We start from the raw sequence: 24,569 nt of genomic DNA on the forward strand, positions 1-24,569 counted from the left end.
AAGGAGGAGCAAGAATGGCTGTATTAGTATGCGGAGGAGCTGGCTATATCGGTAGCCATATGGTAGCAGAGTTATTGAATAAAGGGAAAGACGTAGTCGTTGTTGATAACCTTCAAAAAGGTCATAAAGAAGCGATTTTAGAAGGCGTACGTTTATATGTTGGCGATTTAAGAGATATCGAGTTTTTAGATGAAGTTTTTCAGGAAAACGAGATTGAATCGGTTGTGCACTTTGCAGCGGATTCTCTTGTTGGGGAAAGCGTAACAGATCCTTTAACATATTACGATAACAATGTGTACGGCGCACTTTGCTTGTTAAAAGTGATGAATAAACATGGTGTTAAGCACATTGTATTTTCATCCACGGCTGCAGCATATGGAGAAGCAAAGAACTTTCCAATTTTAGAAGATGATCCAACAGAGCCAACAAACCCTTATGGTGAAACGAAGCTAGCAATTGAAAAAATGCTGAAATGGTCAGAGAAAGCGTATGGACTTCGTTATGTTGTTCTTCGCTACTTCAACGTTGCAGGTGCTCATATGGATGGGAAGCTAGGGGAAGATCATACGCCAGAAACACACTTAATACCAATCATTTTACAAGTAGCTCTTGGAAAACGTGAGCATATCTCAATTTTTGGTGCCGATTACGATACGAAAGACGGTACGTGCATTCGAGATTATATTCACGTAACAGATTTAGCTGATGCGCATGTATTAGCGCTTGAAAAGTTAGCGCTTGACAATACAAGCGGTACTTACAATTTAGGGAACGGAAACGGCTTTACAGTTAAAGAAGTAATTGATGCTGCGCGTAAAGTGACGAATCATTCCATTCCAGCTATCGTTGCGCCGAGACGTGCGGGAGACCCAGCCAAACTAGTAGCATCTTCTCAAAGAGCAATGGATGAACTGGGTTGGAATCCACGCTATACGTCAATGGAGCAAATGATTGAAAGTGCATGGAAATGGTTTCAAGCACATCCGGAAGGGTATAAACAGCCTCAACGATAAAAAGCTGTTAGAAAATAGCTTAGCCATAGATTACGGAACGAGAAGAGAGGAAGATTGTATGTCAGTCAACATTCATGAACAAATTCAAAGACTTATTCAATACGGATTGCAAAAAGAGCTTATAACAGCATGGGACGTTGATGTTGTTCGGAATAAGCTGTTAGAAATACTGCAGCTCGATGAATATATCCCAGCGGCTGTTAGCCAAGAAACCTATGAAAATCCAGTTGGTATTTTAGAGAAAATGCTTGATTGGGCGGCTGAACACAATCTAATAGAAGATACCATTACGTACCGAGATTTACTAGATACAAAAATCATGAGTAGTTTTGTGCCACTTCCATCTGAGGTTAATCGCCGTTTTTATCAAACATTTCAACAAGAAGGCGCGCAGCAAGCTACGCAAGGTTTTTATCAATACTCAAAAGATGTTCACTATATTCGAACAAATCGAATTGCTAAAAATGAGGGGTGGCTGACTGATACACCGTATGGTCAGTTAGAGATTACGATTAACCTATCAAAGCCAGAAAAAGACCCAAAAGCAATTGCTGCGAGCAAGACGTTGAAGGAGAGCTCATATCCTAACTGTCTGCTTTGCAAAGAGAATACGGGCTATGCGGGACGTGTTAATCATCCAGCTAGACAAAACCATCGCATCATCCCTGTTGAACTTGCAGAAGAGCAGTGGTACCTGCAGTTTTCACCTTATGTTTATTATCAAGAGCATGCGATTGTCTTTTCCGGTGAACATACGCCAATGAAAATTTCATCGGCTACGTTTGAACGTCTACTATCATTTACGGACCAATTTCCGCATTACTTTTTGGGGTCAAATGCAGATTTGCCCATCGTAGGAGGATCCATTTTAACTCACGATCATTTTCAAGGTGGAAATCATGAGTTTCCAATGGCTAAAGCACACGTAGAAGCAACTTTTACAATGGAAGACTATCCGACAGTTAAAGCGGGAATTGTCAAGTGGCCGATGTCCGTTATCCGCTTGCAGAGCACTGATAAAAAGGAGCTAGTGGAATGCGCTAATCATGTATATAAAACATGGCAGCAGTACAGTGATGAAAGCGTTGGGGTTCATGCTTTCACGGGGGAAACGCCGCATAATACGGTAACCCCAATTGCGAGAAGAAGAGGAGAATTATTTGAGTTAGACCTTGTTCTTCGAAATAATCGAACGAGTATCGAGCATCCCGATGGTATTTACCATCCTCATCAAGAAGTCCACCATATTAAAAAAGAAAACATTGGGTTGATTGAAGTGATGGGACTTGCGGTATTACCGGGTCGCTTACAAGAAGAAATGCGTCTAGTCAGTGAATACTTGGTTAACGGAGATTGTACAATTCGAGATGAGCATGCACATATTCAAAAGCATGAAGCATGGATGAAACGGCTCCGAGAAAGCTATGAAGGCTTTACTAAAGAAAATGTCCAGCAAATTATTCGTAAGGAGATTGGTACCACATTTATGACGATTTTAGAGCATGCTGGTGTATTCAAGCGAGACGAGCAGGGGAAAGAAGCTTTTCATCAATTTACAAAGCAGCTAAAAAAACAAACGGCACGTAGCGAATAACCTAGAAAACATTCTTACATTCATTTGATAAATAAACAGCTAAAGGGAGACTGAAAGATATGTATATTGGTGTGGACTATTATCCAGAACAATGGCCTAAAACAAGATGGGCAGAAGACGTACGCTTAATGAAAGAACTAGGTATTAATGTTGTGCGTATTGCTGAATTTGGTTGGCAGTTAATGGAGCCCGAAGAAGGAGTATATGACTTTTCACTATATGATGAAGCTATCGAACTATTAACAAGTAACGGAATCAAAGTAGTGCTTGGTACACCAACTGCTACGCCACCAGCTTGGATGATTCATAGCTATCCAGAAATTTTACCGGTTGATGAAAACGGAGTAACTATTTCCTTTGGAGCGCGTAGACATTACACGGTTAATAGTGGAAAATACCATCAGTTTACGAAAAAAATCGTAACAAAAATGGCAGAAAAGTATGGTCAACACCCTGACATCATCGGTTGGCAGGTAGACAATGAATATGGCCATGAAAAGTCAGATCGTAGCTATGGAGCCCTTGATCGTGCTGCTTTTCAATGCTGGTTAAAAGAAAAATACCAGACGCTTGATGAGTTGAATCAGCAGTGGGGAACGGTATTTTGGAGTCAAACGTATACGGACTGGTCACAAATTCCAACGCCGCGTAAAGTTTATCAAGAGCATAACCCGAGCCTTCTTTTAGACTTTGACCGCTTCTGTGCAGATGCTTATACGGCTTATAATAAGCTTCAAGTTGATATCTTACGCTCCATTGTTCGTAAAGATCAATTCATTACGCATAATTTTGTATTTACAGATCAAGCCATCAATCAATGGGATATGTCAAAGGATTTAGATTTTGTTTCGTTTGATAATTACCCTGTCTGGGGCGGTTTAGCTGAACCAATTAAGCCAGCAGCAATCGCTCAGCAGCACGACTTATGTCGCTCTGCAAAAGGCGGAAAAAACTTTTGGGTAATGGAAGAATTATCGGGAGCGCAAGGGTGGAGTCGTATTGGCTACTTACCGCGTCCAGGTCATATTAAGCTGTGGACGTATCAAGCGATTTCTCGAGGAGCAGAAGCAATCGTTTACTTCCGCTGGCGTGCAGCTCAGTTCGGGACAGAAGAATTTTGTCATGGGATTTTAGATCATGATGGGTTACCAAAGCGCAAGTATGAGGAAGTAAAAGAAGTTATTCAAGAACTAAAAACGTTTGGTGATGAGTGGATTAATGCGTCATATGAAGCGGAAGTAGCAGCTTACTATGATATTGAGAATGCATGGGCGTGGGGAATTCAGCCTCAAAGTGATGCATTTGCTTACAAGCAAGAATTTCTTCGCTTCTATCGCCCTGTGCATAGTGCAAACGTATTAACAGATTTGGTTACGGCTGCAGATGACTTAGCGCGCTACAAAGCGGTTATCGTGCCAATTTACTTCCTAACAAATAGTGAGTTTACGGAGAAGTTAAAGCAGTTTGTTTCAAATGGTGGAACAGCTATTTTATCTTATCGTGCAGGTGTAAAAGAAGAAAACAATTTTGTCACAGGACAAACGCTTCCAGGTGCATTATCAGAGTTTACGGGTATTCAAATTCATGAATATGAATCCCTACAAACATCACAACAAAATATGGTTGTAGGCACAAAAGGTACGATAAAAGGGCAAGAGTCAACAGCAACGATTTGGTGTGACTTAATTGAGCCAACAACAGCTGAAGTGCTGGCAGAGTACAAAGGTTGTTTCTATGAAGGCACTGCTGCTATAACTAAGAATAGTTTTGGGGAAGGCACTGTTTATTATATCGGTACAGCGCTTGAAGATGCTATGTTAGATGGATTATATGATGATATCTTAGCTGAAGCGCAAGTAGACACATTTAAAACAAATGGTGAAGTTGAAGTTGTAAAAAGAGGTCAATTCTATAGCTTTTTAAATCATTCAACAACAGAGACAACACCAGTTGAACTTCCAGATGGAACATGGAAGACTGCCGCAACAAATGAGCTTGTAAAAGGTGAATTAATGCTGAAGCCGCTTCAAGCAGTGGTGTTAATTAACGAATAAAAAGAACCGCTAGCAAAAGCTAGCGGTTCTTTTAATGATGAGTGTCAATAGGTTCGTTTGGAACACCGGCTTCACCAAGTACAACAACTAACAGCGTAAATACCACGCTGATAATCGAAGCGGTTGCAAAATCAAACGCTTGACCAGACATAGAAGAAATAACATAAACCGACATGTTAATTAATAAAAATCCCCAAAATAAAGCAGCAATAATGCGCACAACTTTCACCCCATTCACAGTACAGTTTGATTTTATTTTATCATAGCGTTTACAAAGAAGAAATTGAATTTTTTATGAATAGTATTTTCTATTCAGTGCATTTATACACAGAGTCCTTTTTTGTTTAAAAAAATGTATAGCGTATTGATAAACTCATGAATAAATAGGCATTCGAATCGGTCACATTGTGACGCTTTGTCATAAGCTGTATGAAAGGAAAGTAGCTTTTTATACGGAGGATCAGTCATGATGCATCGACGTTTTTTTAGTCTAGATACTCAATGGAATGTCGTACAGGTACCAGAAAAGCCGAATGGTTTCGGGGTGTTAGTACTTGGTGATAAAGACCACTTTGTTGAAAGCTCTACAAGTCTTTGGATTCAGCACGGTGGCAGATCTCAACTGCTGCAATATTTACAAGATGAAGGCTATACTGTTTTTTATTCAAACTTATACGGACGCCATTGGGGCAGCCCGAAAGCCAACCGCTTAGCCAAACAGTTATATCACTTGGTTATGAAACAAGAAATCTTAAATAAACGCATTCATATTTTAGCCGAGGGTATGGGAGCATTGCTTGCCATGCAGTTAATGGAAGGCGGAGAAACGTTTATTCGATCGGTAGCTCTTTTGAACCCGTGTATTGATTTGCATACGCATGCTAGTCATGAGAAACAGAATAAATTTTTTTACAAGCAATTTACAAGAGATATGACGGTAGCCTATGATGTAGAGCGTAAACAAGTTGCGAAAATGATTGCTCAGTATCCTACATGTGAACAATTAACGTCTACACTGCCTGTGAAAATTTGGACGACTGCTAATGAAGTCACCCACTATCCGCTTATTCACAGTAAGCAGTATGAGCAGCATCGCTTAAGCTTACAATCACCGATTTCATTGTCGCTTTATCTAATGGAAAAAAAATATTTGTTTGAACGTTCGCTTTTACAATTTTATAAACTAAATGAAAAAGTGTTATAAGGAGAGCTCCTATGATTATACATATCATAGGAGCTTTTTTTCTGAATAAGACTGGGGGAGAAGAAATGGGGAATTTTGTAGTGATAGGAGCGAACCGCTTTTTGGGGTTCCACCTTTGTACGGCGCTATTAGAAAATGGAGAAGAAGTGAGCGGATCTGTTCATAAAGCTCATACTTCAGAAACGAGTTTGCAAAATGAAATGGGGTTGCTGCTAGGACGAAATGCTAATTTTGAAAAGCGAACGGATCGTGATGTTCTAGAGATGATTACATCTGAAACAGATGCTGTATACTTTGCATACTTTGACGGTGGCGACTTTTATCATGATGATTTTTTACGAGAAGAGATGAATAATGCATATCAAACGCTGCGTGATGTAGTAAAAAAATGCATTCAGACTCATACCAAGCTAATCTTTACGTCATCTTTACGCGTATTTGGAAAAAAACAGCTAAAAGTAAGAGAAGAAACGAAGCCTGAACCTGACAATAGTGAAGGGCGCCTTTTTCTACAGTTTGAGCAGCTTATTGATAAGTATCGCGAAAAAGGATTAATGTGCATTATTGTCCGAATACCAAACTTGTATGGCCCATGGCAGCCGCTTTCTATGTACTATTCGCAGCTATTAAGCAATCAAAAGCCAGCGGATATAAGAGAAGGTACCGATTATATTGCGTATATTGAAGATGTTGTACCTGCTTTTTTAAAATGTAAAGAAGAAAGAGCAAATGGAAACGAAGTGATTCACTTACTTGATCAAAAAATAGAAAAGTGGGAAGATGGTGCACAGTTACTGAACAAAGATTACGTAGAGGAAAATAGTCGACATGAAGCGTATGAGTATAGTAAAAAAGCAAAAACACTTTTAAACTATGAAACAAAAACAACCTTAAAAGAGGGGATTCGCGCTCAAAGAAGGCATATGAGAACATTCTTCTAGTCATAGTGATGACTTACTAAAAACAGAAGCTATACTGGTTGTACTTTTGCATAATAATCGCTAATATAAAATGTGAAACGAAAGAACAGATTCTTTATATGAAGGAGAAAGAATGATGGAACAACAAATGCAGTTTATGCAAATCGCAATGAAGTATTTACCAGAAGCAAAAGAGATTTTAGATCAAACAGGCGTAGAGCTTTCTATGGAGCACGTTCAGCCAGTTTTAGGGCTTTTAACAAAAGTAATGAATGATGCTTATGAACTTGGTAAAGAAGATGCGTTAAAAGAGCAGAATGAAAAATAACAGTCCACTCTGGACTGTTATTTTTTGTCGAGGAAGCGATCAAGGAGTGGAGAAAGCTCAAGCAGTAGGGGAGCCAATTCATCGATTGAAACGATAATCTCATCAATTTGAGTAAGCAAGGATTCCCAGTCTACTTTTTCTTCCTCTTGCTTAGGAGAACGACCAAACATCACTTGTGAGAAAAAGTCAGGTGAGCGTCTGCGCGCCATGTTGTCTCATCCTTTCTTGGTAAGAGTAAAAACATTGCGTATAAACACTATATGTAGAAGCCATTAAATTCGACTAGGACAAACACCTATATAGACAAAAAATAAAAAATGAAGTAAAATTAGTACCAACTCATAATATTTGATTATATAAACTGTAAAAGATATAGAAACGATCATCTTAGTAGCGAGGATTGATCAAAAAAGGCTGCTTTGTTCCATAAAGGCAGTCGCGTTAAGGTGTGTAGTTCCCACATCTTCTATAAAAGGAGTGAAGAATATGAACGCTGGTGTAATTGGAATTGGACGTTATGTACCAGAGAAAATTTTAACAAACTTTGACCTTGAAAAAATGGTTGATACTTCAGATGAGTGGATTCGTACAAGAACGGGTATCCAAGAAAGACGAATCGCTGCAGATAATGAAGATACATCTGATTTAGCGTATAAAGCGGCAGTAAATGCACTAGAAAATGCAAATATATCAGCTGAAGACCTTGATATGATCATCGTCGCAACCGTGACGCCCGACCAGCCGTTTCCAACGGTTTCTTGTATGCTACAAGAAAAGCTAGGGGCGAAAAAAGCAGCAGCTTATGACGTGAGCGCAGCTTGTGCAGGCTTTATGTACGGTGTTATTACCGCAAAGCAGTTCATTGAAACGAATGCTTATAAGAATGTCTTAGTGGTTGGTGTTGAAAAGCTTTCAAAAATTACGGATTGGAACGATCGTAATACGGCCGTGTTATTTGGTGACGGTGCTGGTGCGGTTGTTGTTGGACCTGTATCAGAAGGTCGAGGCATTTTATCATTTGAACTAGGTTCAGATGGTACGGGTGGAAAGCATCTGTATCAAGATGAACATGATCATATCATCATGAACGGCCGAGAAGTATTTAAATTTGCGGTGCGCCAAATGGGTGAGTCAGCTATTAATGTTCTTGATAAAGCTGGGTTATCAAAAGAAGACGTGGATTTCTTAATCCCACACCAAGCGAATATTCGCATTATGGAAGCGTCAAGACAGCGATTAGATTTACCAGAAGAAAAGATGTCAAAAACGATTCAATACTATGGGAATACATCTGCTGCGTCAATTCCGATTTCAATTGTGCATGAATTGGAGCAAGGTAAAATTAAAGATGATGATCTACTCGTAATGGTAGGTTTTGGCGGTGGCCTTACATGGGGTGCAATCGCAATTAGATGGGGAAGATAATTGTAGATAATTTCTTGAAGGAGATGAAGCTAACATGAGTAATAAACGTGTTGTTGTAACAGGTCTTGGAGCGGTAACGCCGTTAGGAAATAACGTGGACAAAACTTGGGAAAATGCAGTTGCGGGTGTATCAGGTATTGGCCCATTAACTCGCTTAAATCCAGAAGAATTTCCTGCAAAAGTAGCTGCGGAATTAAAAGATTTTAATGTTGAGGAATTTATCGACAAAAAAGATGCACGCAAAATGGACCGCTTTACGCAGTATGCGTTAGCAGCTTCCAAAATGGCTGTTAAAGATGCGGACTTAACCATTACAGACGAAATTGCACCAAACGTAGGAGTGTGGATCGGATCTGGAATTGGAGGAATGGAAACGTTCGAAAACCAGTTTGAAACATTGCTTTCAAAGGGTCAGCGTCGCGTAAGCCCATTCTTTATTCCAATGATGATTCCGGATATGGCTACTGGTCAAGTATCAATTGCTCTAGGTGCAAAAGGGGTAAACTCTTGTACTGTGACGGCATGTGCAACTGGTACAAACTCAATCGGAGATGCATTTAAAGTTATTCAGCGTGGAGATGCTGATGTGATGATTACGGGCGGAACAGAAGCACCAATTACAAAGCTGTCGATCGCTGGATTCTGTGCAAACAAAGCGCTATCAACGAATCCCGACCCAGAAAAAGCTTGTCGTCCTTTTGATAAAGACCGTGATGGCTTTATCATGGGTGAAGGTGCAGGAATCGTTGTCTTAGAAGAACTTGAACATGCGCTAGCACGCGGTGCACGCATTTATGCAGAAATTGTTGGCTATGGTTCTACAGGCGACGCGCATCATATTACAGCGCCAGCTCCAGGAGGAGAAGGCGGCGTTCGCGCAATGAACAAAGCTATTGCTGATGCAGGTCTTGAGCCACAAGATATCAGTTATATTAATGCTCATGGTACAAGCACTGAGTATAATGACAAGTTTGAAACAATGGCGATTAAAGAAGTGTTTGGAGATTATGCTAAATCAGTAGCAATCAGCTCAACAAAATCAATGACGGGTCATTTACTAGGAGCAGCTGGTGGTGTCGAAGCAATCTTTAGCGTAAAAGCTATTGCTGATGGTGTTATTCCACCAACAATTAACTATGTGACGCCTGATGAAGAGTGTGATTTAGACTATGTTCCAAATAAAGCTAGAAAGCAAGAAGTGAAGGCAGTATTAAGTAACTCTTTAGGTTTTGGTGGCCATAACGCAACGATTATCTTTAAAAAATATGAAGCTTAATAGAAAAAGCGCAGCGGCTAATCCGCTGCGCTTTTCAGATTGACGAGAAATCTGTAAGGTTCTCGTCAACATAAAAAAGCTGTTTTACATGGGTAAAACAGCTTTTTTATGTTGAAAATACAGAAACCAAAAAAACGTCTCCTACATAAGATGAAAGCGACAGTAATTTAAATTGAAGGTGATATAATGCCGGTTGTCGCTACGTTAAAATGGACAAAAGAAAAAGAAGTTGTAACCCGCCTTGAGCGTTATTTTAAAGATTTATCAAAAGACAAATTCTTAGATGTTTTAGTCGGATATGGAATGTGTCCACCTTCATCAACCTTTATGCTTGAATTAGAAAAGATAGGAAAGAGACATACTCTTTGGAAAAAGGTAAAGAGGAAATTTGAGCTGTTGAAGCATGAGTGGGGAGGACCAGATGTGCCGGTATTTCTACTGCCAAGCAATCCTCATAATCATAAAATGCAAAGAGAATTTCATGGCAGAGCAGGAGTGGCGTTTACAGATAAAATTTTCGTACTGTTAACTAATCAAACGACTGATGAAGAAGTTCTCTCTGTTTTAACACACGAATATCATCATGCTTGTCGGTTAATGCAGATGAAAAAAAGTGATCGAACCATTACTTTATTAGATGCCATGCTGATGGAAGGCTTAGCTGAATTAGCCGTAAAAGAGCATTGTGGAAAGGCGTATTTAGCACCTTGGACATCTTATTATACGTATGAAGAAGTAAAAAGGTTTTGGAACAAGTATGTAGAGGGATATATAGAATTAACACCTCGTGATAAAAAATACGATGATTTATTATATGGCCATAAGTGGTACCCAACAATGTTAGGATACAATATTGGGTATCAAATGATTAGTAAAGTGTCTCAGCAGTTTGGGTATGACACACAAAAATTTTTTCAGTTTACATCAGAAGAAATTTTAAGAAAATCAACCTTTTAACATGAAATCAATATATGTGTTTGTCAGAAGGTCTGACAAACACATATATAATAGTAGAAACTCGAAAAAAGTAAAATAATTAGAGATACAAAAAGCTTTGAAAAAATTAGAAAGAAAATAGTATGTTTTGGAATAAAACTTCCTTTGTTTGCCTATACTGAGGGGTAACAAACAGTTAGTAAGTGAGGGGTAAAAAATGCTATATCTTCATGATGTATGGGTTAATTGGTTTGAAGGCGAAGAAAATGGTTACAATGTTTGTCATTTTCATGAATGGCGAAAAGATGATTGTGTGGAGTTGCTAGATCAAGCGCCGTTGTTAAAAGTAAGTCCTTTATTATTCAGTTATATTGAAAATGATCTTTCCGAATTACCTCAACAGTTACTACAAGATGTTTATCAAAAAGCTTATATTCGGAAAAATCATGAGCGTACGCAAGTAGAGTATTGCTTTATTGTAACAGATGGAACGAATATCCTAGCAGTGGATACAATGGGATATCAAATTCCAATTCGTAAAAGCAGGCTTATTCCAAGACAGGAACAGCTTGTGTATGAAATGATTGCTGATCAAGAAGTAATCGATTATAAATTTACAGAATCTGAATTAGTTGGAAAAGAATATCATATTTTATCGCCATCACCTGTAACAATGAGCGGGCTAACTCGAAAAGAGCGCCAGTTAAAGCAGCTGTTGTTCATGGCATTAGATCAACTACATACAACGAAAAACACAGCTCAAATTCGCTATTGGTATACAGAGTGGAATCCAACGGAATACGAAGATATTCAAATCATGTCATTTGAAGACGTTTGGTCCAAGCTCTATGAAGAAACAAAGCGAGGGTGGTCATCGAAGCATCGTCAATTATGTGAGCATCTTATTAAAGGACAACCTTTCTTTGAAAAGCTTTGGGAGATTGAGCAAGAGCCAAAAGTAAACTAAAAAAGCTGTGCAGTTTTCCTGCACAGCTTTTTTATGGTTTGTTTTATCGTTTGCGTCCCAATCCCATAGCATTGCGCATTTTACGCAGCATTTTATTAGCGACGAAATTTGCCTTTTCAGCACCAGCATCTAGTATCTGGTCTAACTCTTCTGAATCAATTAGCTCATAGTAACGCTGCTGAATTGGTGCAAGTGCTTCGACAACAACTTTTGCTGTGTCGGCTTTAAAGTCACCGTATCCTTTTCCGTCATACATTCTTTCGATTTCCTCAATTGATACATTTCCAAGGATTGAATAAATGCTCATCAAGTTTGAAATTCCAGGCTTGTTTTCTTTGTCAAAACGTACGATGCCTTCTGAATCCGTAACAGCGCTCTTAATTTTCTTTTCAATAACTTTTGGCTCATCCAAAATGGTAATGAACGCTTTTTGGTTTGGATCTGATTTACTCATTTTCTTCGTTGGTTCTTGAAGAGACATCACACGCGCTCCCACCTTCGGAATACGCACTTCAGGAATAGTAAAGATATCATTGTATTTTTTGTTGAAACGTTCAGCTAAGTCACGCGTTAATTCTAAGTGCTGCTTTTGGTCCTCACCAACAGGTACTAGATCTGTTTTGTATAGTAAGATATCGGCTGCCATTAAAGGTGGATATGTTAATAATCCTGCTGAAACAGCTTCTTTTCCAGCAGATTTATCTTTAAACTGCGTCATGCGCTCAAGCTCACCGATATAAGCAACGCATTGAAGCATCCATCCAGCTTCAGTGTGAGCTGGAACTTCTGATTGAATAAAGAGCGTTGATTTTGTTGGGTCGATGCCGACTGCAATGTAAAGCGCAGCCAGGCTACGAATGTTTTTTCGTAAAGCTAGTCGATCTTGCGGTACTGTAATAGCATGCTGGTCAACAATACAAAAATGACAGTTATAATCATCTTGCAGCTCGACGAATTGTTTCATTGCTCCGATATAGTTTCCTAGTGTAATTGTACCGCTTGGCTGTATGCCTGAAAATATAGTTTGCATAACGTACTTCCTTTCTTTTTTGAAAATAAAAAAGGTTTATGCAAGCCTAGCCGGAGCTAGGGACGCATAAACCGTGGTACCACCCTAATTAGATTACAAAGTAATCATCTTCATTTACATAACGCCAATTAGCGTTCAAGCTTTGCACTTGAAAGCTCCAAAGTCCATTCCATAGGCTTCATTGTTTGTTTACACCGACCACAAACTCTCTAAAAATGAAGGAACTATGTACTATTCTTTTTCATCGCTTTACAGTATGAAATTTTTCAGTTTGTAGTCCATTATAACGCGATTTTAAAAAAAATTAAACCGAAATCTTGAAAAAAAACATTTGCAAGTAAATCATTTTATGCTATATTTTTTGTAACATTATTGCAATACCTATTCTACAAAAAAGATTTTAGATGTCTGACAAGAAGTCATAATCCTTATAAAACCGGCTTTTGTAGGGGGGAGCAAAAAAATACCAGTAAATAATAGTATTGCAATAAATTTTTAAAATATTTATAATAGGCGTAACAAACATATTTTTTACAAAGATATTACAATATCTTAATTTTTCAGAAAATATAAAATAGAAAATGTTTTATTACAACTAGGTAGCACGTCTTTTCTTAATGAATGGCATACATATACATGCATGTACCACCGTTTTAAGAATTAAGGTATTCTTTTTGCTACAGGGGCTTTAATGCTCTACCAGGTGAAAAACTTTCTGACTATTTTGTATTGAAAAATGATTAAAAATTATGTTTGTCAGTCATACAATTCCAATGGGGGGTAAGATTCAATGAAGAAAAGATTATCCATTCTTTTCAGCATGCTGCTGGTAATGAGTCTTTTCTTGGCTGCGTGTGGATTCGGCGGTAGCGATTCTGGGAGCGGCAAAGAAGGCGGTAGCGGCGACGGTTCAAAAGAACAAGCGCTTCGCGTAAATATTCTCACAGAACCATTCTCTTTAAATCCAGGTTTAGCAAACGATAACGTATCTGGTAACGTATTACGTCAAACATTTGAAGGTTTAACTCGTTTAGATAAAGACGGGAAGCCTACAGAAGCAATGGCAGAGTCAATCGATGTAAGTGAGGATAAATTAACTTACACATTCAAAATCCGTGAAGATGCAAAATGGACAAACGGTGACCCTGTAACAGCACAAGATTTCGAATATGCTTGGAAATGGGTTTTAGATGCTAAGAACGAATCACAATATGCTGAAATGATGTACTACTTAAAAGGTGGAGAAGCAGCACACAAAGGTGAAGGAAGCATCGATGATGTCGGTGTTAAAGTCGTAGATGATAAAACTTTAGAGGTAACGTTAGATCACGTAACTCCATATTTCTTAGAGTTAACAGCATTCTATACGTACTTCCCTGTTAACAAAAAAGTTGCTGAAGCAAATGACAAATGGTACACAGACGCTGGTGAAAACTACGTATCAAACGGACCTTTTAAAATGACTGAGTGGAAGCATAGCGATGAAATCGTATTAGAAGCAAACGACACTTACTGGGATAAAGACACAGTAAAACTTGAAAAAATCAATATGTATATGATTAACGATCCAAATACTGAACTTTCAATGTTTGAAAAAGATGAGTTAGATTGGGCAGGTAACCCAATTGGGCAACTTCCAACTGACGCAATTCCTCAGTTAAAAGATAAAGGTAACTTAAACATTGAAGTGAAAACTGGTACTTACATGTACAAGTTTAACACTCAAGAAGAAGCTTTAAGCAATGCAAAAATTCGTAAAGCATTAACTTACGCAATCGACCGTAAAGCGATTGTAGAAAACGTTACAAAAGCTGAGCAAGTTCCAGCATTAGCAATGGTTCCGCCACAAGCATATGGTGACGAAAAGAACGAACTATTCAAAGATGCTGATGTTAAAGAAGCGAAGAAACTTCTTGACGAAGGTTTAAAAGAACTAGGTATGTCTGAATTACCTGCAATTAAGATTTCTTATAACACAGATGAAGGCCACCAAAAGATTGCACAAGCAATTCAAGATATGTGGACTAAAAACTTAGGTATTAAAGCTGAATTAAACAACCAAGAGTGGAACGTTTACATTGATGAGTTACAAAAAGGTAACTACGAAGTTGCACGTATGGGCTGGATTGGTGACTTCAACGATCCAATTACGTTCTTAGAAATGTTCAAAGATAAAGACGGCGGAAACAACGATACGTTCTGGGAAAATGCTGAGTACAAAAAACTAATCGATGCTTCTCGCGGTGAAACGGACGTTGAGAAACGCTTAGATATCTTAAAACAAGCAGAACAAATCTTAATGGATGAAATGCCGGCGGCACCAATCTATTACTACACTGATGCTTGGATTCAAAGCGATAGCTTAAAAGATGTTACTGTATTATCTACAGGTGATGTACAGTTCAAATGGGCTCACTTTGAGTAATAACTAGCATTAACAAGTATATGGGGGTGATCTCTTACCCCCATATACTTTTCTGTTTAAAGAGCGAAAAATGTTAAATTATGGAGGTGTTTGTCGGTGCTTAAATATATTAGTAAACGTTTGTTGTACATGTTCTTATCGCTTTTCCTTATTGTTTCAGCAACGTTCTTCTTAATGAGAGCAGCACCTGGGGGACCATTCTCAGCAGAGAAAAAGCTTCCGCCAGAAATTGAAGCAAACCTAAATGAATTTTACGGGTTTGACCAACCACTATATGTTCAATACTTCGACTATCTAAAATCTGTTGCAACCCTTGATTTCGGACCATCGTTTAAATACAAGGGCCAAACGGTCAATGATTTAATTAGCAACGGCTTTCCAGTTTCATTTATGCTAGGAATGGAAGCTATTTTATTAGCGCTTGCATTTGGAGTGTTGTTAGGAGTCATTTCCGCTTTAAAACATAATAAATGGCAGGACTACACGGCGATGATTATTGCAGTACTTGGAATATCGGTACCAAGCTTTATCATGGCAACGGCATTACAATATATCTTTGCTATGAAACTAGAATTATTTCCGGTTGCACGTTGGGAATCATGGGCACATACGTTTTTACCAGCCCTCGCTTTAGCATCTACTCCAATGGCGTTTATCGCAAGGTTAACGCGTTCCAGTATGCTTGAAGTTCTAAATAATGATTATATTCGAACAGCAAAAGCAAAAGGTTTAAGTAAACCAGTTATTACGGTGAAGCACGCGATGCGAAATGCAATGTTACCAGTTGTTTCTTACATTGGACCACTGACAGCGGGTATTTTAACAGGAAGTTTCGTTATTGAAAAAATCTTTGGTATTCCAGGCTTAGGTCTTCACTTCGTAACAAGCATTACAAACCGTGACTACACGGTTATCATGGGCGTAACAGTCTTCTATAGTATCTTATTACTAGCGTCTGTTTTAATCGTTGATATTCTATACGGATTAATTGATCCACGTATTAAGCTAAGCGGCGGAAAGAAAGGAGCGTAACGAGCGATGCAACAAATTCCAAAAAATATGTTTGAACCAGCATCAGTTGATGCAAACGAAGCAGAGAAGATTTCAAAGCCTAGTTTATCGTTTTGGAAAGATGTAGGCTTACGCTTTCGAGAAAATAAATTAGCGATGTTTGGTGTTGTATTACTAGCTCTATTAGTTTTCATGGCAATTTTCGGGCCAATGATGACGCCTTATGACTACAAAACAAATGACTTAATGAATACGAACCAACCACCTTCATCGGAACATTGGTTTGGAACAGATGACCTTGGTCGTGACGTGTTTACAAGAACATGGGAAGGTGCACGTATCTCGTTATTTATCGGTTTATCTGCTGCTTTAATCGATTTGTTCATCGGTGTTATTTGGGGAAGCATTTCTGGATACCGCGGTGGACGTACAGATGAAGCAATGATGCGTTTTGCAGATATCTTATACGGTGTTCCATATTTACTTCTTGTTATTCTTTTAATGGTTGTGTTAGAGCAAGGCTTAGGTACAATGATTCTTGCGATGACCATCACTGGATGGATTAACATGGCGCGTATCGTTCGCGGACAAGTACTACAGTTGAAAAACCAAGAGTACGTGATGGCAGCTCAAACGCTTGGAGCCGATACAAAACGAATCCTATTTAAGCACTTAATTCCAAACTCGATGGGACCAATTTTAGTAACAATGACGTTAACAATTCCATCAGCAATTTTTACAGAAGCTTTCTTAAGTTATTTAGGACTAGGTGTTCCCGCACCACTTGCAAGTTGGGGAACAATGGCTTCGGATGGATTACCAGCATTAGAATACTATCCATGGCGTTTATTCTTCCCAGCAACGTTCATTTGCTTAACAATCTTAGCATTTAACGTAATTGGTGACGGACTGCGCGATGCATTAGATCCAAAACTACGTAAGTAAGGAAGTGAAACCTATGTCACGTTTATTAGATGTAAAAGATTTGGAAGTTTCATTCCAAACATACGGTGGAGAAGTTAAAGCTGTGCGAGGTGTTAACTTCCACTTAGATAAGGGTGAAACGCTCGCAATTGTAGGTGAATCGGGCTCAGGGAAAAGTGTAACATCACAAACAATTATGCGCCTTATTCCAATGCCACCAGGTCGAATTAATAAAGGTCAAATTTTATTTGACGGTATTGATCTTGTAAAGAAAACAGATAAGCAGATGGAGGCAATCCGTGGAAAAGATATCGGGATGATTTTCCAAGATCCAATGACATCTTTAAATCCAACGATGAAAGTTGGTAGTCAAATTGCTGAAGTACTTGTTAAGCATTCTAAAATGTCAAAAACACAAGCAAAAGAGCGTGCGATTGAGCTATTAAAGCTTGTTGGTATTCCATTTCCAAATCAGCGTGTTAACCAATATCCTCACGAATTCAGTGGTGGTATGAGACAGCGTGTTGTAATTGCAATGGCATTGGCATCGGATCCAAAGCTATTAATTGCCGATGAGCCAACAACAGCTCTTGACGTAACAATTCAAGCTCAAATTTTAGAATTGATGAAAGATATTCAAAAGAAAACAAATACATCTATTATTTTCATCACGCATGACTTAGGAGTAGTAGCTAACGTTGCGGATCGCGTTGCTGTTATGTATGCCGGTCAAATCGTCGAGACGGGTACAGTGGATGAAGTATTCTATAATCCACAGCATCCTTATACATGGGGGCTACTTGCTTCAATGCCTAGCCTTGACAGCGATACAAAAGAAGAGCTGGCTGCAATTCCGGGAACACCGCCAGATTTAACGAATCCACCAAAAGGTGATGCGTTTGCTCCGCGTAATCCATATGCGATGAAAATTGATTTTGAGCAAGAACCACCAATGTTTCAAGTATCGGATACGCATTATGCGAAAACATGGTTATTACATCCAGATGCACCAAAAGTAGAACCGCCAGCATCTGTGACAAGCCGTATGCGTCCAGTAAAAGGAGCTTATACAAAACCAGTTTTATCTCGAAAGGACGGTGAATAAGATGGCTGAAAAGTTACTAGAAATTAAAAATTTAAAGCAGCACTTTCCAACATCAAAAGGAACGATTAAGGCTGTTGATGGTCTGACATTCGACATCTACAAGGGGGAAACATTAGGTCTTGTAGGAGAGTCTGGTTGTGGTAAATCAACAACGGGTCGTACTATTATTCGCCTTTATAACGCAACGGATGGTGAAGTGTTATTTAACGGTGAAAATGTTCACGGTCGTAAGTCAAAGTCTGAACTGAAGAAATTCAACCGTAAAATGCAAATGATTTTCCAAGATCCATATGCATCACTAAATCCACGTATGACGGTAGCTGATATTATTGCAGAAGGAATTGATATTCACGGTTTAGCAAAAAGCAAAGAAGAGCGTATGAAAAAGGTTCAAGCCCTTCTTGAAACAGTAGGATTAAACCGAGAGCACGCAAACCGCTACCCACATGAATTCAGTGGTGGCCAACGCCAAAGGATTGGAATTGCTCGCGCACTAGCTGTTGAGCCAGACTTCATTATTGCTGATGAGCCAATCTCAGCACTTGATGTATCAATTCAAGCTCAGGTTGTTAACTTAATGAAGAAGCTACAGCGTGAACGTGGATTAACATACTTATTTATCGCCCATGACCTTTCAATGGTAAAATACATTAGCGATCGTATCGGCGTAATGTATCAAGGTAAAATTGTAGAGCTTGCGACAAGCGAAGAGCTATACCGTAACCCCATTCATCCTTATACAAAAGCATTGCTGTCAGCAATCCCGTTGCCAGATCCGGATAGTGAGCGTACGCGTCTGCGTCAAGTATATGATCCAAGTATTCATAATTACGATGGTGAAGAGCCTGAACTTCGTGAAGTATCACCAGGACACTACGTATCTTGCTCACAAACTGAGTTTGCTAAATACACGAGTTGACAAAAACGATCTCACAAGAGGTCGTTTTTTCTGATTATATAGGACTAGAAAATCATGTCATTTACTCTGACATCTTACTTTAAAAATATTATACATGAAAGTAGGATTAAATACTATTAAAAATTTTCAGAAATTTATAATATCGCTTTCTTTATGCATATAAAACTTCTTAAAATCAATATTTTTCCATTTTTTATTCTATATCTTGTATAAATATAAAAAGTGAACAATTGTTGGATAGTTCCCTTTTAGAAAGATTATAGTTCAGATAGAATATCGATATCTTCACGATTTTTATCTAGTACTAACACTTCGTCAACAGGTTGGTATTTTTCACCATAAATTTCTTTATCTTTGTAAGTATGAATTAATTCATACGTTTTTTTCATGCTGTTTAAAATACTCTCTTCGCTTTCTTCAGTAGGAGACCAGTAGAGGATTTCCATTTGATTGACTTCGTTTGTCGCTAGAGATCGACGTTTGTAACCAATAGAAGTCGCGTGCTTAAAACCTTCTCTTTTGTAGAAGTGAAGACGTTTTTCACTGTCGGAATCAGCATAGTCAACGGGTTCAACTTCTAAAATAATTGGCTTTTGATGATCTTTAAGCTTGTTGATTAATTTTCCACCTAACCCTTGTCCTCGCGCATCCTTTGATACAAATAAGTAATCAATAAAGATAAACTCATCCGTTTCGACATACATCAAGACGTGGTGAGGACCTTCATCTTTGTTGTAAATTTCACTTTGTTCACTTAATAGTAGCTCTAAATGCTTCTTCGATTTCATTTCTTCTATAGGAAAGTATTGACTTAATTTTTCATACCAATTCATAATACCCCTCCTTTGGGACTAAGTGACTCACTTTGTTTTCCTTTTAGAATTACCCGTTTTTCTTTAAAATAAACGACAATAAACATAGAAAAACCACTCATCACGGGGACTAAATTGTTAGCCATCAAAATGAGTGGTTCAAGGGAAGGGGATTAACTTTCTTCAATCAGTTTTTGTTCTTTTTTCGCTTTCTTTTTCAACTTTCGCTTTTCAACTAGATAATAAATGACTGGAATAAAAATGAGCGTAATAATAGTAGCAAAGCTTAGGCCAAATACAATGACAATGGCCATTGGCTGCTGTAGTTCTGTTCCTTCTCCAATACCTAGCGTAAGAGGAATTAAGCCGATAATCGTCGTAAGTGTTGTCATTAAAATCGGACGAAGTCTCGTTGGACCTGCTAGTAAAATCGCTTCTTTTAATTCGTAGCCTTCTTTACGAAGCTGCTGTAAGTAATCGACTAATACAATGGCATTATTTACAACAATACCTGTTAAAATTAAAATTCCAATTAAAGAGCCTACGCCTAAAGGTTGATTGGTAATTAGCAAACCGCTTATGATTCCAATAAAAGTTAGGGGAACGGAAAGCATAATGATAAATGGATACAAGAAAGATTCAAACTGTCCTGCCATTACCATATAAACAAGAACTACTGCTAAAGCAAGTGCAAGTGAAAGCTTATAAAACGCATCATTCATCTGTTCATTCTGACCACCAAATACAATTTTATATTGCTTGTTTGGTAATGAAATTTCGCTTTTTAGCTGCTTTTCAATATCATCTGTAATACTTCCGAGGTCACGTCCAATAATGTCTGCTGTGACACGAATTTCTCGCAATCGATCTTCACGCGTAATTTGCGATGGACCTTGTCCCCTTGATATATCAGCAACCGCTTTTAGCGGAACCGTTGTACCAGTTGGCGATTTAATTAATAAATTTTCTAAGTCAGATGTTGAAGCTGTATCTTTTCGATCAATTAATAAGCGAACGTTTAGCTCTTCACCGTCACGAGCAAGCTGGCTAGCGACAACGCCTTGTGTAGCTTCTGATATCGTGCTGGAGATTTGTGCACTTCCAATTCCGTATTGTGATGCTTTATCACGATTGATTGAAATCACAACTTCAGGATTTCCATCGTTATAGCTTGACTCGGGTTCTCTTACCCCGTCAATTTCAGATAAAATATCGACAGTTTGATCTGAGATTCTCACTAATTCATCCAAATCAGGGCCTGAAATTTCAAGAGATATCGGATCTCCAGTAAAGCCTCCTTCACTAGATGATACGGTTGCATCAACGCTCGGAATGTCGTTAAGCTTATTGCGGATTTCATCAGCTATTTCTTTATCTGAACGATCTCGCTCATCTACAGGTTTTAATAAGATGTTATAAGTAGCCTGATTTGTATTCGATCCAGCGGAGCCTGAAAAGTTATTCGATCCACCTACGGTAACGGATGATAAGTCAACCTCTGGAATATCTTTAAGAATTTCATTAATTTCTTCCGTTTTCTCATAAGTTGCTTCTAAAGCCGTTCCTTGAGGTAGCTTAGCTGTAACAGAAACGGTGCTCTGATCTTGGGCAGGAAGGAATTCTGTTCCGATAAAAGGAATTCCTGCAAAGGATAAAGCAAATAGAAGTAAAACTGCACCAACTGTTTTTTTCGGATGGCGTAGAGCGGTGTCTAATCTTCGTTTATAAAAATGCTTTACTTTACCAAACAACTTTCCATCTGTATTACTTTGCTCTTTTTCACGTGTCGATAACTTAAGGAACAGTGAAGAAAACAGAGGTACAATGATTAAAGCTGTAAATAAAGACGCAAGCAATGAAAAGCTGATAACTAAAGCTAACGGCTTAAAGAGCTGCGCAGCCAGTCCATCTACGAATACTATTGGAAGAAAGACAACAACAGTTGTTAGAGTGGAAGCAATGATTGCTGTCCCAACTTGATTTGTTCCTTTAATAGCTGCATCTTTCTTTGATAACCCTTGCTTTCGAAGTCGGAAAATATTCTCAAGAATAACGATGGCATTATCTACCATCATCCCAATTCCAAGTGCTAGTCCACCTAATGTGAGTAAGTTAAGCGTTTGACCGCTAAAGTACATAAATACAAAGGTTGTGACAATTGAAAGTGGAATTGCAAGACCAATAATAATGGTACTACGAAGATTTCGTAGAAATAGGTAAAGGATAATTGATGCTAAAATGCTTCCCACAATCATGTTGGACGTTACGGATTTAATGGACTGATTAATAAAATCACTCTGATCCAAAATCGTATCTATTTTTACACCTTCAGGAAGCGTTTGATTTAACTCTTTCAGCCTGTCATCAATTTCATTTGCTACGGAAACAGTATTTGCCCCTGATTGTTTTAAGACAGAGATTCCAACAGCTTCTTTTCCATTTAGGTAGCTCAGTTGGTCAGCGTCTGCATAAGCTTCTTTTATCTCTGCTAAATTTTCGAGCTTAATAACACCAGACTGTGTAGGAATCGGGAGCTCTTTAATATCTTCAATTGAAGTAAATTGTCCCGTAATCCTTATTGGTAAGTTTTGATTTTGATCTTGAACATTTCCAGCAGGTAAGTTTAAATTTTCTGATCCGATAATTTGTTGAAGGTCTTGTAACGTTAAGTTATAAGAAGACATTTTTTGCTGATCAAGCGTTAGTAAGATTTCTTTTTCCGCTCCACCCGATACCGTAACGGAAGCAACACCATCAGCTCCATCTAGAGCAGCTTTAATATCTTCTTCTGCAATTTGTTTTAAATCTTCTAGAATTTGCTCATTTTCACTTGTTAATGAGAGCTGAACAATCGGTAGATCACTTGGGTCAAAGCGCATGACTCGCGGTAGGGAAGCACCTTCAGGTAGAGCTTCGCGTGCCATGTCGATTCGCTCGCGCATATTTAACGTAGCGAAGTTCATATCGGTTCCCCACGTAAACGAAACAAGCACGAGTACGCCACCGTTTTGAGAGACAGATCGTACGCTTTCAACATTAGGCAGCGTACTCATAGAACTTTCAAGTGGTTCTGCAAGCAGGTTTTCAATTTCTTTTGGACCTGCTCCGTCATATGTAGCTGTAACGGCAGCTACGGGAAACGTTAATTCAGGAAATAAATCAACGGGCATGTTTCTTCCACTAACGCCTCCAAGAATGAGAAGAAGAACAAGAACCATTGACATGGCAACAGGGCGAAGAACGGATAGCTTAACTATTTTCATCTTGTTTTTCACTCGCTCGTTGCTTTACTTCATTGCCGTCTTGTATCTGATCTTTTCCATCAGTCACAATGACATCATCTGCTTTTAGACCATCGACAACTTGATACTGGTCGTCATTTGCAAATCCTAATGTGATAGGAGTCTTAACTGCTTTCTTCCCATTAACAATATATACATACGCTTGCTCTTCATCGTACGAGATGGCGCTGGATGGAATGACTAACGCATCTGATAAAGAATCAATTGTTACTTCTCCAGTTGCTTTCATGCCACCTTTTACTTGACTCTTTGCATTTTCAATAGGTGCTTTTACTGTGAACAGTCCAGTTTCAGGATTAGCGGTAGGAGACACGGTTGAAATTTTACTAGTAAATTCTTGTGTTACCCCGTCAAATGTAAGTTTAATTTGGTTTCCAGCTTTTAATTGTGATACTTGATAGCTGTTAACTTGAAAAGTAGCATCCACATTGGATTGATCAATGACCGTCATAAGTGGAGTACTAGGAGCGGCAATTCCATTTTCAACAGCACTGACATCCGCAATCGTTCCGCTTATTGGAGCAGTTAGACGAGTAGATGCAACAATCTGCTCAGCCTGAGCAACTGCTTGGTTTGCTTGTTGCTGTTGCTGCTTTAACTGCGGAAGCATATCAGGAGTTAATGAAATCTGTGACAGAGACTTTTGAGCTAACTTTGCTTGATTTAATGAAATTTCGAGTCCGCTTTGCACTAAATCAGAAGAGGTTACATCTCCATTTTGAGCTTCCTCTAGCAAAGATTCTGATTTGTTCATTGAAGCTTCAAGTTCCTTTTGGGCCTGTTGAATTTCTTGGGATTGATCAGGCGTAGCTTTTGCTTCTGCTTCTTTAACTGCTTTACTAATATCAGCAGCCGCTTGTCTAGCTTCATTAAGCTGTTTAGTTGCTTCGGAAGCATCTAAAGACACAAGCAAATCACCTTTTTGGACAGTATCACCTACTTTAACATGGACTTTTTCTACGTTTAAGGGGTTTGCCGTTACAATAGGGACTTGTTTTGAAGGCATCGCTACTCCCGATAGTTCAGTGGTGTTAACCAAGTCACTTTTTGAAACTTTTGCTGTTTCTACTACCGGTACGTTATCTTTCGTGTCTTCGGTAGTAATTTCTTGCGGAGCACAAGCGGCTAATAATAAAACAGTCGCAACAGCGCTAAGCTGCAAGATTTTCATGTGTGAATCACCTCGTTGGCCTAAATTTCTTCATAATAAACTACATCGTCTCAGTTTGCCTATTATCTCTTATAAAATTATGATTTTTTTTGACAAAAGTCATGCAAAAATTGACGAATACCTATCTTTTAATATACACGTATCTTCCTATTA

General features: G+C 38.6%; 21 protein-coding genes and 1 other annotated feature. Of the genes, 15 read left to right on the forward strand and 6 right to left on the reverse strand.

Annotation, left to right across the window (positions count from 1 at the left end; genetic code table 11):
* The first annotated feature begins 14 nt into the window (after positions 1-14).
* From galE to A2U94_RS07820, 3 genes are read left to right on the forward strand one after another with little or no spacing between them, the layout of a single operon-like run.
* Entirely contained in the window at positions 15-1,013 is a 999-nt protein-coding gene (gene galE / locus A2U94_RS07810; RefSeq protein WP_025908167.1) for a UDP-glucose 4-epimerase GalE, read from the forward strand.
* A gap of 58 nt (positions 1,014-1,071) precedes the next feature.
* A complete protein-coding gene (galT, locus tag A2U94_RS07815) occupies positions 1,072-2,607 on the forward strand; it encodes a UDP-glucose--hexose-1-phosphate uridylyltransferase (RefSeq protein ID WP_025908166.1) in 1,536 nt (511 codons plus the stop codon).
* Positions 2,608-2,666: 59 nt separating this feature from the next.
* Positions 2,667-4,661 (forward strand): beta-galactosidase, encoded by a 1,995-nt coding sequence (locus A2U94_RS07820; protein ID WP_025908165.1) that lies wholly within the window; start codon positions 2,667-2,669, stop codon positions 4,659-4,661.
* Positions 4,662-4,692: 31 nt separating this feature from the next.
* On the opposite strand, the gene A2U94_RS07825 is transcribed toward A2U94_RS07820, so the two are convergent.
* Entirely contained in the window at positions 4,693-4,881 is a 189-nt protein-coding gene (locus A2U94_RS07825) for a YjzD family protein (protein ID WP_025908164.1), read from the reverse strand.
* 246 nt (positions 4,882-5,127) lie between these two features.
* Here A2U94_RS07825 and A2U94_RS07830 point away from each other — a divergent pair, with 246 nt between their 5' ends.
* The 3 genes from A2U94_RS07830 to A2U94_RS07840 all read left to right on the forward strand — a co-directional run bounded on the left by A2U94_RS07830 (position 5,128) and on the right by A2U94_RS07840 (position 7,113).
* On the forward strand, positions 5,128-5,865 hold the full coding sequence (locus tag A2U94_RS07830; protein ID WP_025908163.1) for an alpha/beta hydrolase: 738 nt from the start codon (positions 5,128-5,130) through the stop codon (positions 5,863-5,865).
* A 65-nt stretch (positions 5,866-5,930) separates the two neighbouring features.
* A complete protein-coding gene (locus A2U94_RS07835) occupies positions 5,931-6,806 on the forward strand; it encodes an NAD-dependent epimerase/dehydratase family protein (protein WP_025908162.1) in 876 nt (291 codons plus the stop codon).
* 112 nt (positions 6,807-6,918) lie between these two features.
* Positions 6,919-7,113 (forward strand): ComZ family protein, encoded by a 195-nt coding sequence (locus A2U94_RS07840; protein ID WP_025908161.1) that lies wholly within the window; start codon positions 6,919-6,921, stop codon positions 7,111-7,113.
* A gap of 17 nt (positions 7,114-7,130) precedes the next feature.
* Here A2U94_RS07840 and A2U94_RS07845 read toward each other — a convergent pair whose 3' ends face one another.
* Positions 7,131-7,322: a hypothetical protein gene (locus A2U94_RS07845; protein ID WP_025908160.1), complete on the reverse strand. Its 192-nt coding sequence runs from the start codon at positions 7,320-7,322 to the stop codon at positions 7,131-7,133.
* A gap of 277 nt (positions 7,323-7,599) precedes the next feature.
* Here A2U94_RS07845 and A2U94_RS07850 point away from each other — a divergent pair, with 277 nt between their 5' ends.
* The 4 genes from A2U94_RS07850 to A2U94_RS07865 all read left to right on the forward strand — a co-directional run bounded on the left by A2U94_RS07850 (position 7,600) and on the right by A2U94_RS07865 (position 11,717).
* Complete coding sequence (locus A2U94_RS07850; RefSeq protein ID WP_025908159.1) at positions 7,600-8,538, forward strand: beta-ketoacyl-ACP synthase III; 939 nt, start codon at positions 7,600-7,602, stop codon at positions 8,536-8,538.
* A gap of 34 nt (positions 8,539-8,572) precedes the next feature.
* Positions 8,573-9,814, forward strand: a complete 1,242-nt coding sequence (fabF, locus tag A2U94_RS07855) for a beta-ketoacyl-ACP synthase II (RefSeq protein ID WP_025908158.1) — start codon at positions 8,573-8,575, stop codon at positions 9,812-9,814.
* 186 nt (positions 9,815-10,000) lie between these two features.
* Complete coding sequence (locus A2U94_RS07860) at positions 10,001-10,771, forward strand: DUF2268 domain-containing putative Zn-dependent protease (protein ID WP_025908157.1); 771 nt, start codon at positions 10,001-10,003, stop codon at positions 10,769-10,771.
* A 196-nt stretch (positions 10,772-10,967) separates the two neighbouring features.
* Positions 10,968-11,717, forward strand: a complete 750-nt coding sequence (locus A2U94_RS07865; protein WP_025908156.1) for a YjbA family protein — start codon at positions 10,968-10,970, stop codon at positions 11,715-11,717.
* Positions 11,718-11,760: 43 nt separating this feature from the next.
* Here A2U94_RS07865 and trpS read toward each other — a convergent pair whose 3' ends face one another.
* Positions 11,761-12,747: a tryptophan--tRNA ligase gene (gene trpS, locus A2U94_RS07870; protein ID WP_025908155.1), complete on the reverse strand. Its 987-nt coding sequence runs from the start codon at positions 12,745-12,747 to the stop codon at positions 11,761-11,763.
* Between the two features lie 55 nt (positions 12,748-12,802).
* Positions 12,803-13,001 (reverse strand) — a binding site (T-box leader).
* Between the two features lie 536 nt (positions 13,002-13,537).
* Here trpS and A2U94_RS07875 point away from each other — a divergent pair.
* The 5 genes from A2U94_RS07875 (at position 13,538) to A2U94_RS07895 (ending at position 19,131) form a co-directional block, all read left to right on the forward strand.
* Complete coding sequence (locus tag A2U94_RS07875) at positions 13,538-15,172, forward strand: peptide ABC transporter substrate-binding protein (RefSeq protein ID WP_025908154.1); 1,635 nt, start codon at positions 13,538-13,540, stop codon at positions 15,170-15,172.
* Positions 15,173-15,268: 96 nt separating this feature from the next.
* Positions 15,269-16,204: an ABC transporter permease gene (locus A2U94_RS07880; RefSeq protein WP_025908153.1), complete on the forward strand. Its 936-nt coding sequence runs from the start codon at positions 15,269-15,271 to the stop codon at positions 16,202-16,204.
* A 6-nt stretch (positions 16,205-16,210) separates the two neighbouring features.
* Positions 16,211-17,128: an ABC transporter permease gene (locus A2U94_RS07885; RefSeq protein WP_025908152.1), complete on the forward strand. Its 918-nt coding sequence runs from the start codon at positions 16,211-16,213 to the stop codon at positions 17,126-17,128.
* A 13-nt stretch (positions 17,129-17,141) separates the two neighbouring features.
* Positions 17,142-18,212 carry an ABC transporter ATP-binding protein gene (locus A2U94_RS07890; protein ID WP_025908151.1) on the forward strand — a complete coding sequence of 357 codons (1,071 nt, stop codon included), beginning with the start codon at positions 17,142-17,144 and terminating at the stop codon, positions 18,210-18,212.
* A 1-nt stretch (position 18,213) separates the two neighbouring features.
* A complete protein-coding gene (locus tag A2U94_RS07895) occupies positions 18,214-19,131 on the forward strand; it encodes an ABC transporter ATP-binding protein (RefSeq protein ID WP_025908150.1) in 918 nt (305 codons plus the stop codon).
* A 257-nt stretch (positions 19,132-19,388) separates the two neighbouring features.
* Here the strand turns inward: A2U94_RS07895 and A2U94_RS07900 are convergent, their stop codons facing one another.
* The 3 genes from A2U94_RS07900 to A2U94_RS07910 all read right to left on the reverse strand — a co-directional run bounded on the left by A2U94_RS07900 (position 19,389) and on the right by A2U94_RS07910 (position 24,416).
* Entirely contained in the window at positions 19,389-19,964 is a 576-nt protein-coding gene (locus tag A2U94_RS07900) for a GNAT family N-acetyltransferase (RefSeq protein WP_025908149.1), read from the reverse strand.
* Between the two features lie 152 nt (positions 19,965-20,116).
* Entirely contained in the window at positions 20,117-23,206 is a 3,090-nt protein-coding gene (locus A2U94_RS07905; protein WP_025908148.1) for an efflux RND transporter permease subunit, read from the reverse strand.
* A complete protein-coding gene (locus A2U94_RS07910; RefSeq protein ID WP_025908147.1) occupies positions 23,193-24,416 on the reverse strand; it encodes an efflux RND transporter periplasmic adaptor subunit in 1,224 nt (407 codons plus the stop codon). The genes A2U94_RS07905 and A2U94_RS07910 overlap by 14 nt, the downstream gene beginning before the upstream one ends.
* Positions 24,417-24,569: the final 153 nt, after the last annotated feature.

It is taken from the genome of Bacillus sp. VT 712 (genome assembly GCF_001614195.1).
Classification (GTDB): domain Bacteria; phylum Bacillota; class Bacilli; order Bacillales; family Bacillaceae_H; genus Priestia; species Priestia flexa.

Coding starts and splice junctions, on each gene's coding strand:
- A2U94_RS07890 (WP_025908151.1), top strand. CDS start 17,142: ATGTCACGTTTATTAGATGTAAAAGATTTGGAAGTTTCATTCCAAACA.
- trpS (WP_025908155.1), bottom strand. CDS start 12,747: ATGCAAACTATATTTTCAGGCATACAGCCAAGCGGTACAATTACACTA.
- A2U94_RS07830 (WP_025908163.1), top strand. CDS start 5,128: ATGATGCATCGACGTTTTTTTAGTCTAGATACTCAATGGAATGTCGTA.
- A2U94_RS07820 (WP_025908165.1), top strand. CDS start 2,667: ATGTATATTGGTGTGGACTATTATCCAGAACAATGGCCTAAAACAAGA.
- galE (WP_025908167.1), top strand. CDS start 15: ATGGCTGTATTAGTATGCGGAGGAGCTGGCTATATCGGTAGCCATATG.
- A2U94_RS07885 (WP_025908152.1), top strand. CDS start 16,211: ATGCAACAAATTCCAAAAAATATGTTTGAACCAGCATCAGTTGATGCA.
- A2U94_RS07875 (WP_025908154.1), top strand. CDS start 13,538: ATGAAGAAAAGATTATCCATTCTTTTCAGCATGCTGCTGGTAATGAGT.
- A2U94_RS07845 (WP_025908160.1), bottom strand. CDS start 7,322: ATGGCGCGCAGACGCTCACCTGACTTTTTCTCACAAGTGATGTTTGGT.
- A2U94_RS07865 (WP_025908156.1), top strand. CDS start 10,968: ATGCTATATCTTCATGATGTATGGGTTAATTGGTTTGAAGGCGAAGAA.
- A2U94_RS07895 (WP_025908150.1), top strand. CDS start 18,214: ATGGCTGAAAAGTTACTAGAAATTAAAAATTTAAAGCAGCACTTTCCA.
- fabF (WP_025908158.1), top strand. CDS start 8,573: ATGAGTAATAAACGTGTTGTTGTAACAGGTCTTGGAGCGGTAACGCCG.
- A2U94_RS07860 (WP_025908157.1), top strand. CDS start 10,001: ATGCCGGTTGTCGCTACGTTAAAATGGACAAAAGAAAAAGAAGTTGTA.
- A2U94_RS07905 (WP_025908148.1), bottom strand. CDS start 23,206: ATGAAAATAGTTAAGCTATCCGTTCTTCGCCCTGTTGCCATGTCAATG.
- galT (WP_025908166.1), top strand. CDS start 1,072: ATGTCAGTCAACATTCATGAACAAATTCAAAGACTTATTCAATACGGA.
- A2U94_RS07910 (WP_025908147.1), bottom strand. CDS start 24,416: ATGAAAATCTTGCAGCTTAGCGCTGTTGCGACTGTTTTATTATTAGCC.
- A2U94_RS07850 (WP_025908159.1), top strand. CDS start 7,600: ATGAACGCTGGTGTAATTGGAATTGGACGTTATGTACCAGAGAAAATT.
- A2U94_RS07900 (WP_025908149.1), bottom strand. CDS start 19,964: ATGAATTGGTATGAAAAATTAAGTCAATACTTTCCTATAGAAGAAATG.
- A2U94_RS07835 (WP_025908162.1), top strand. CDS start 5,931: ATGGGGAATTTTGTAGTGATAGGAGCGAACCGCTTTTTGGGGTTCCAC.
- A2U94_RS07840 (WP_025908161.1), top strand. CDS start 6,919: ATGATGGAACAACAAATGCAGTTTATGCAAATCGCAATGAAGTATTTA.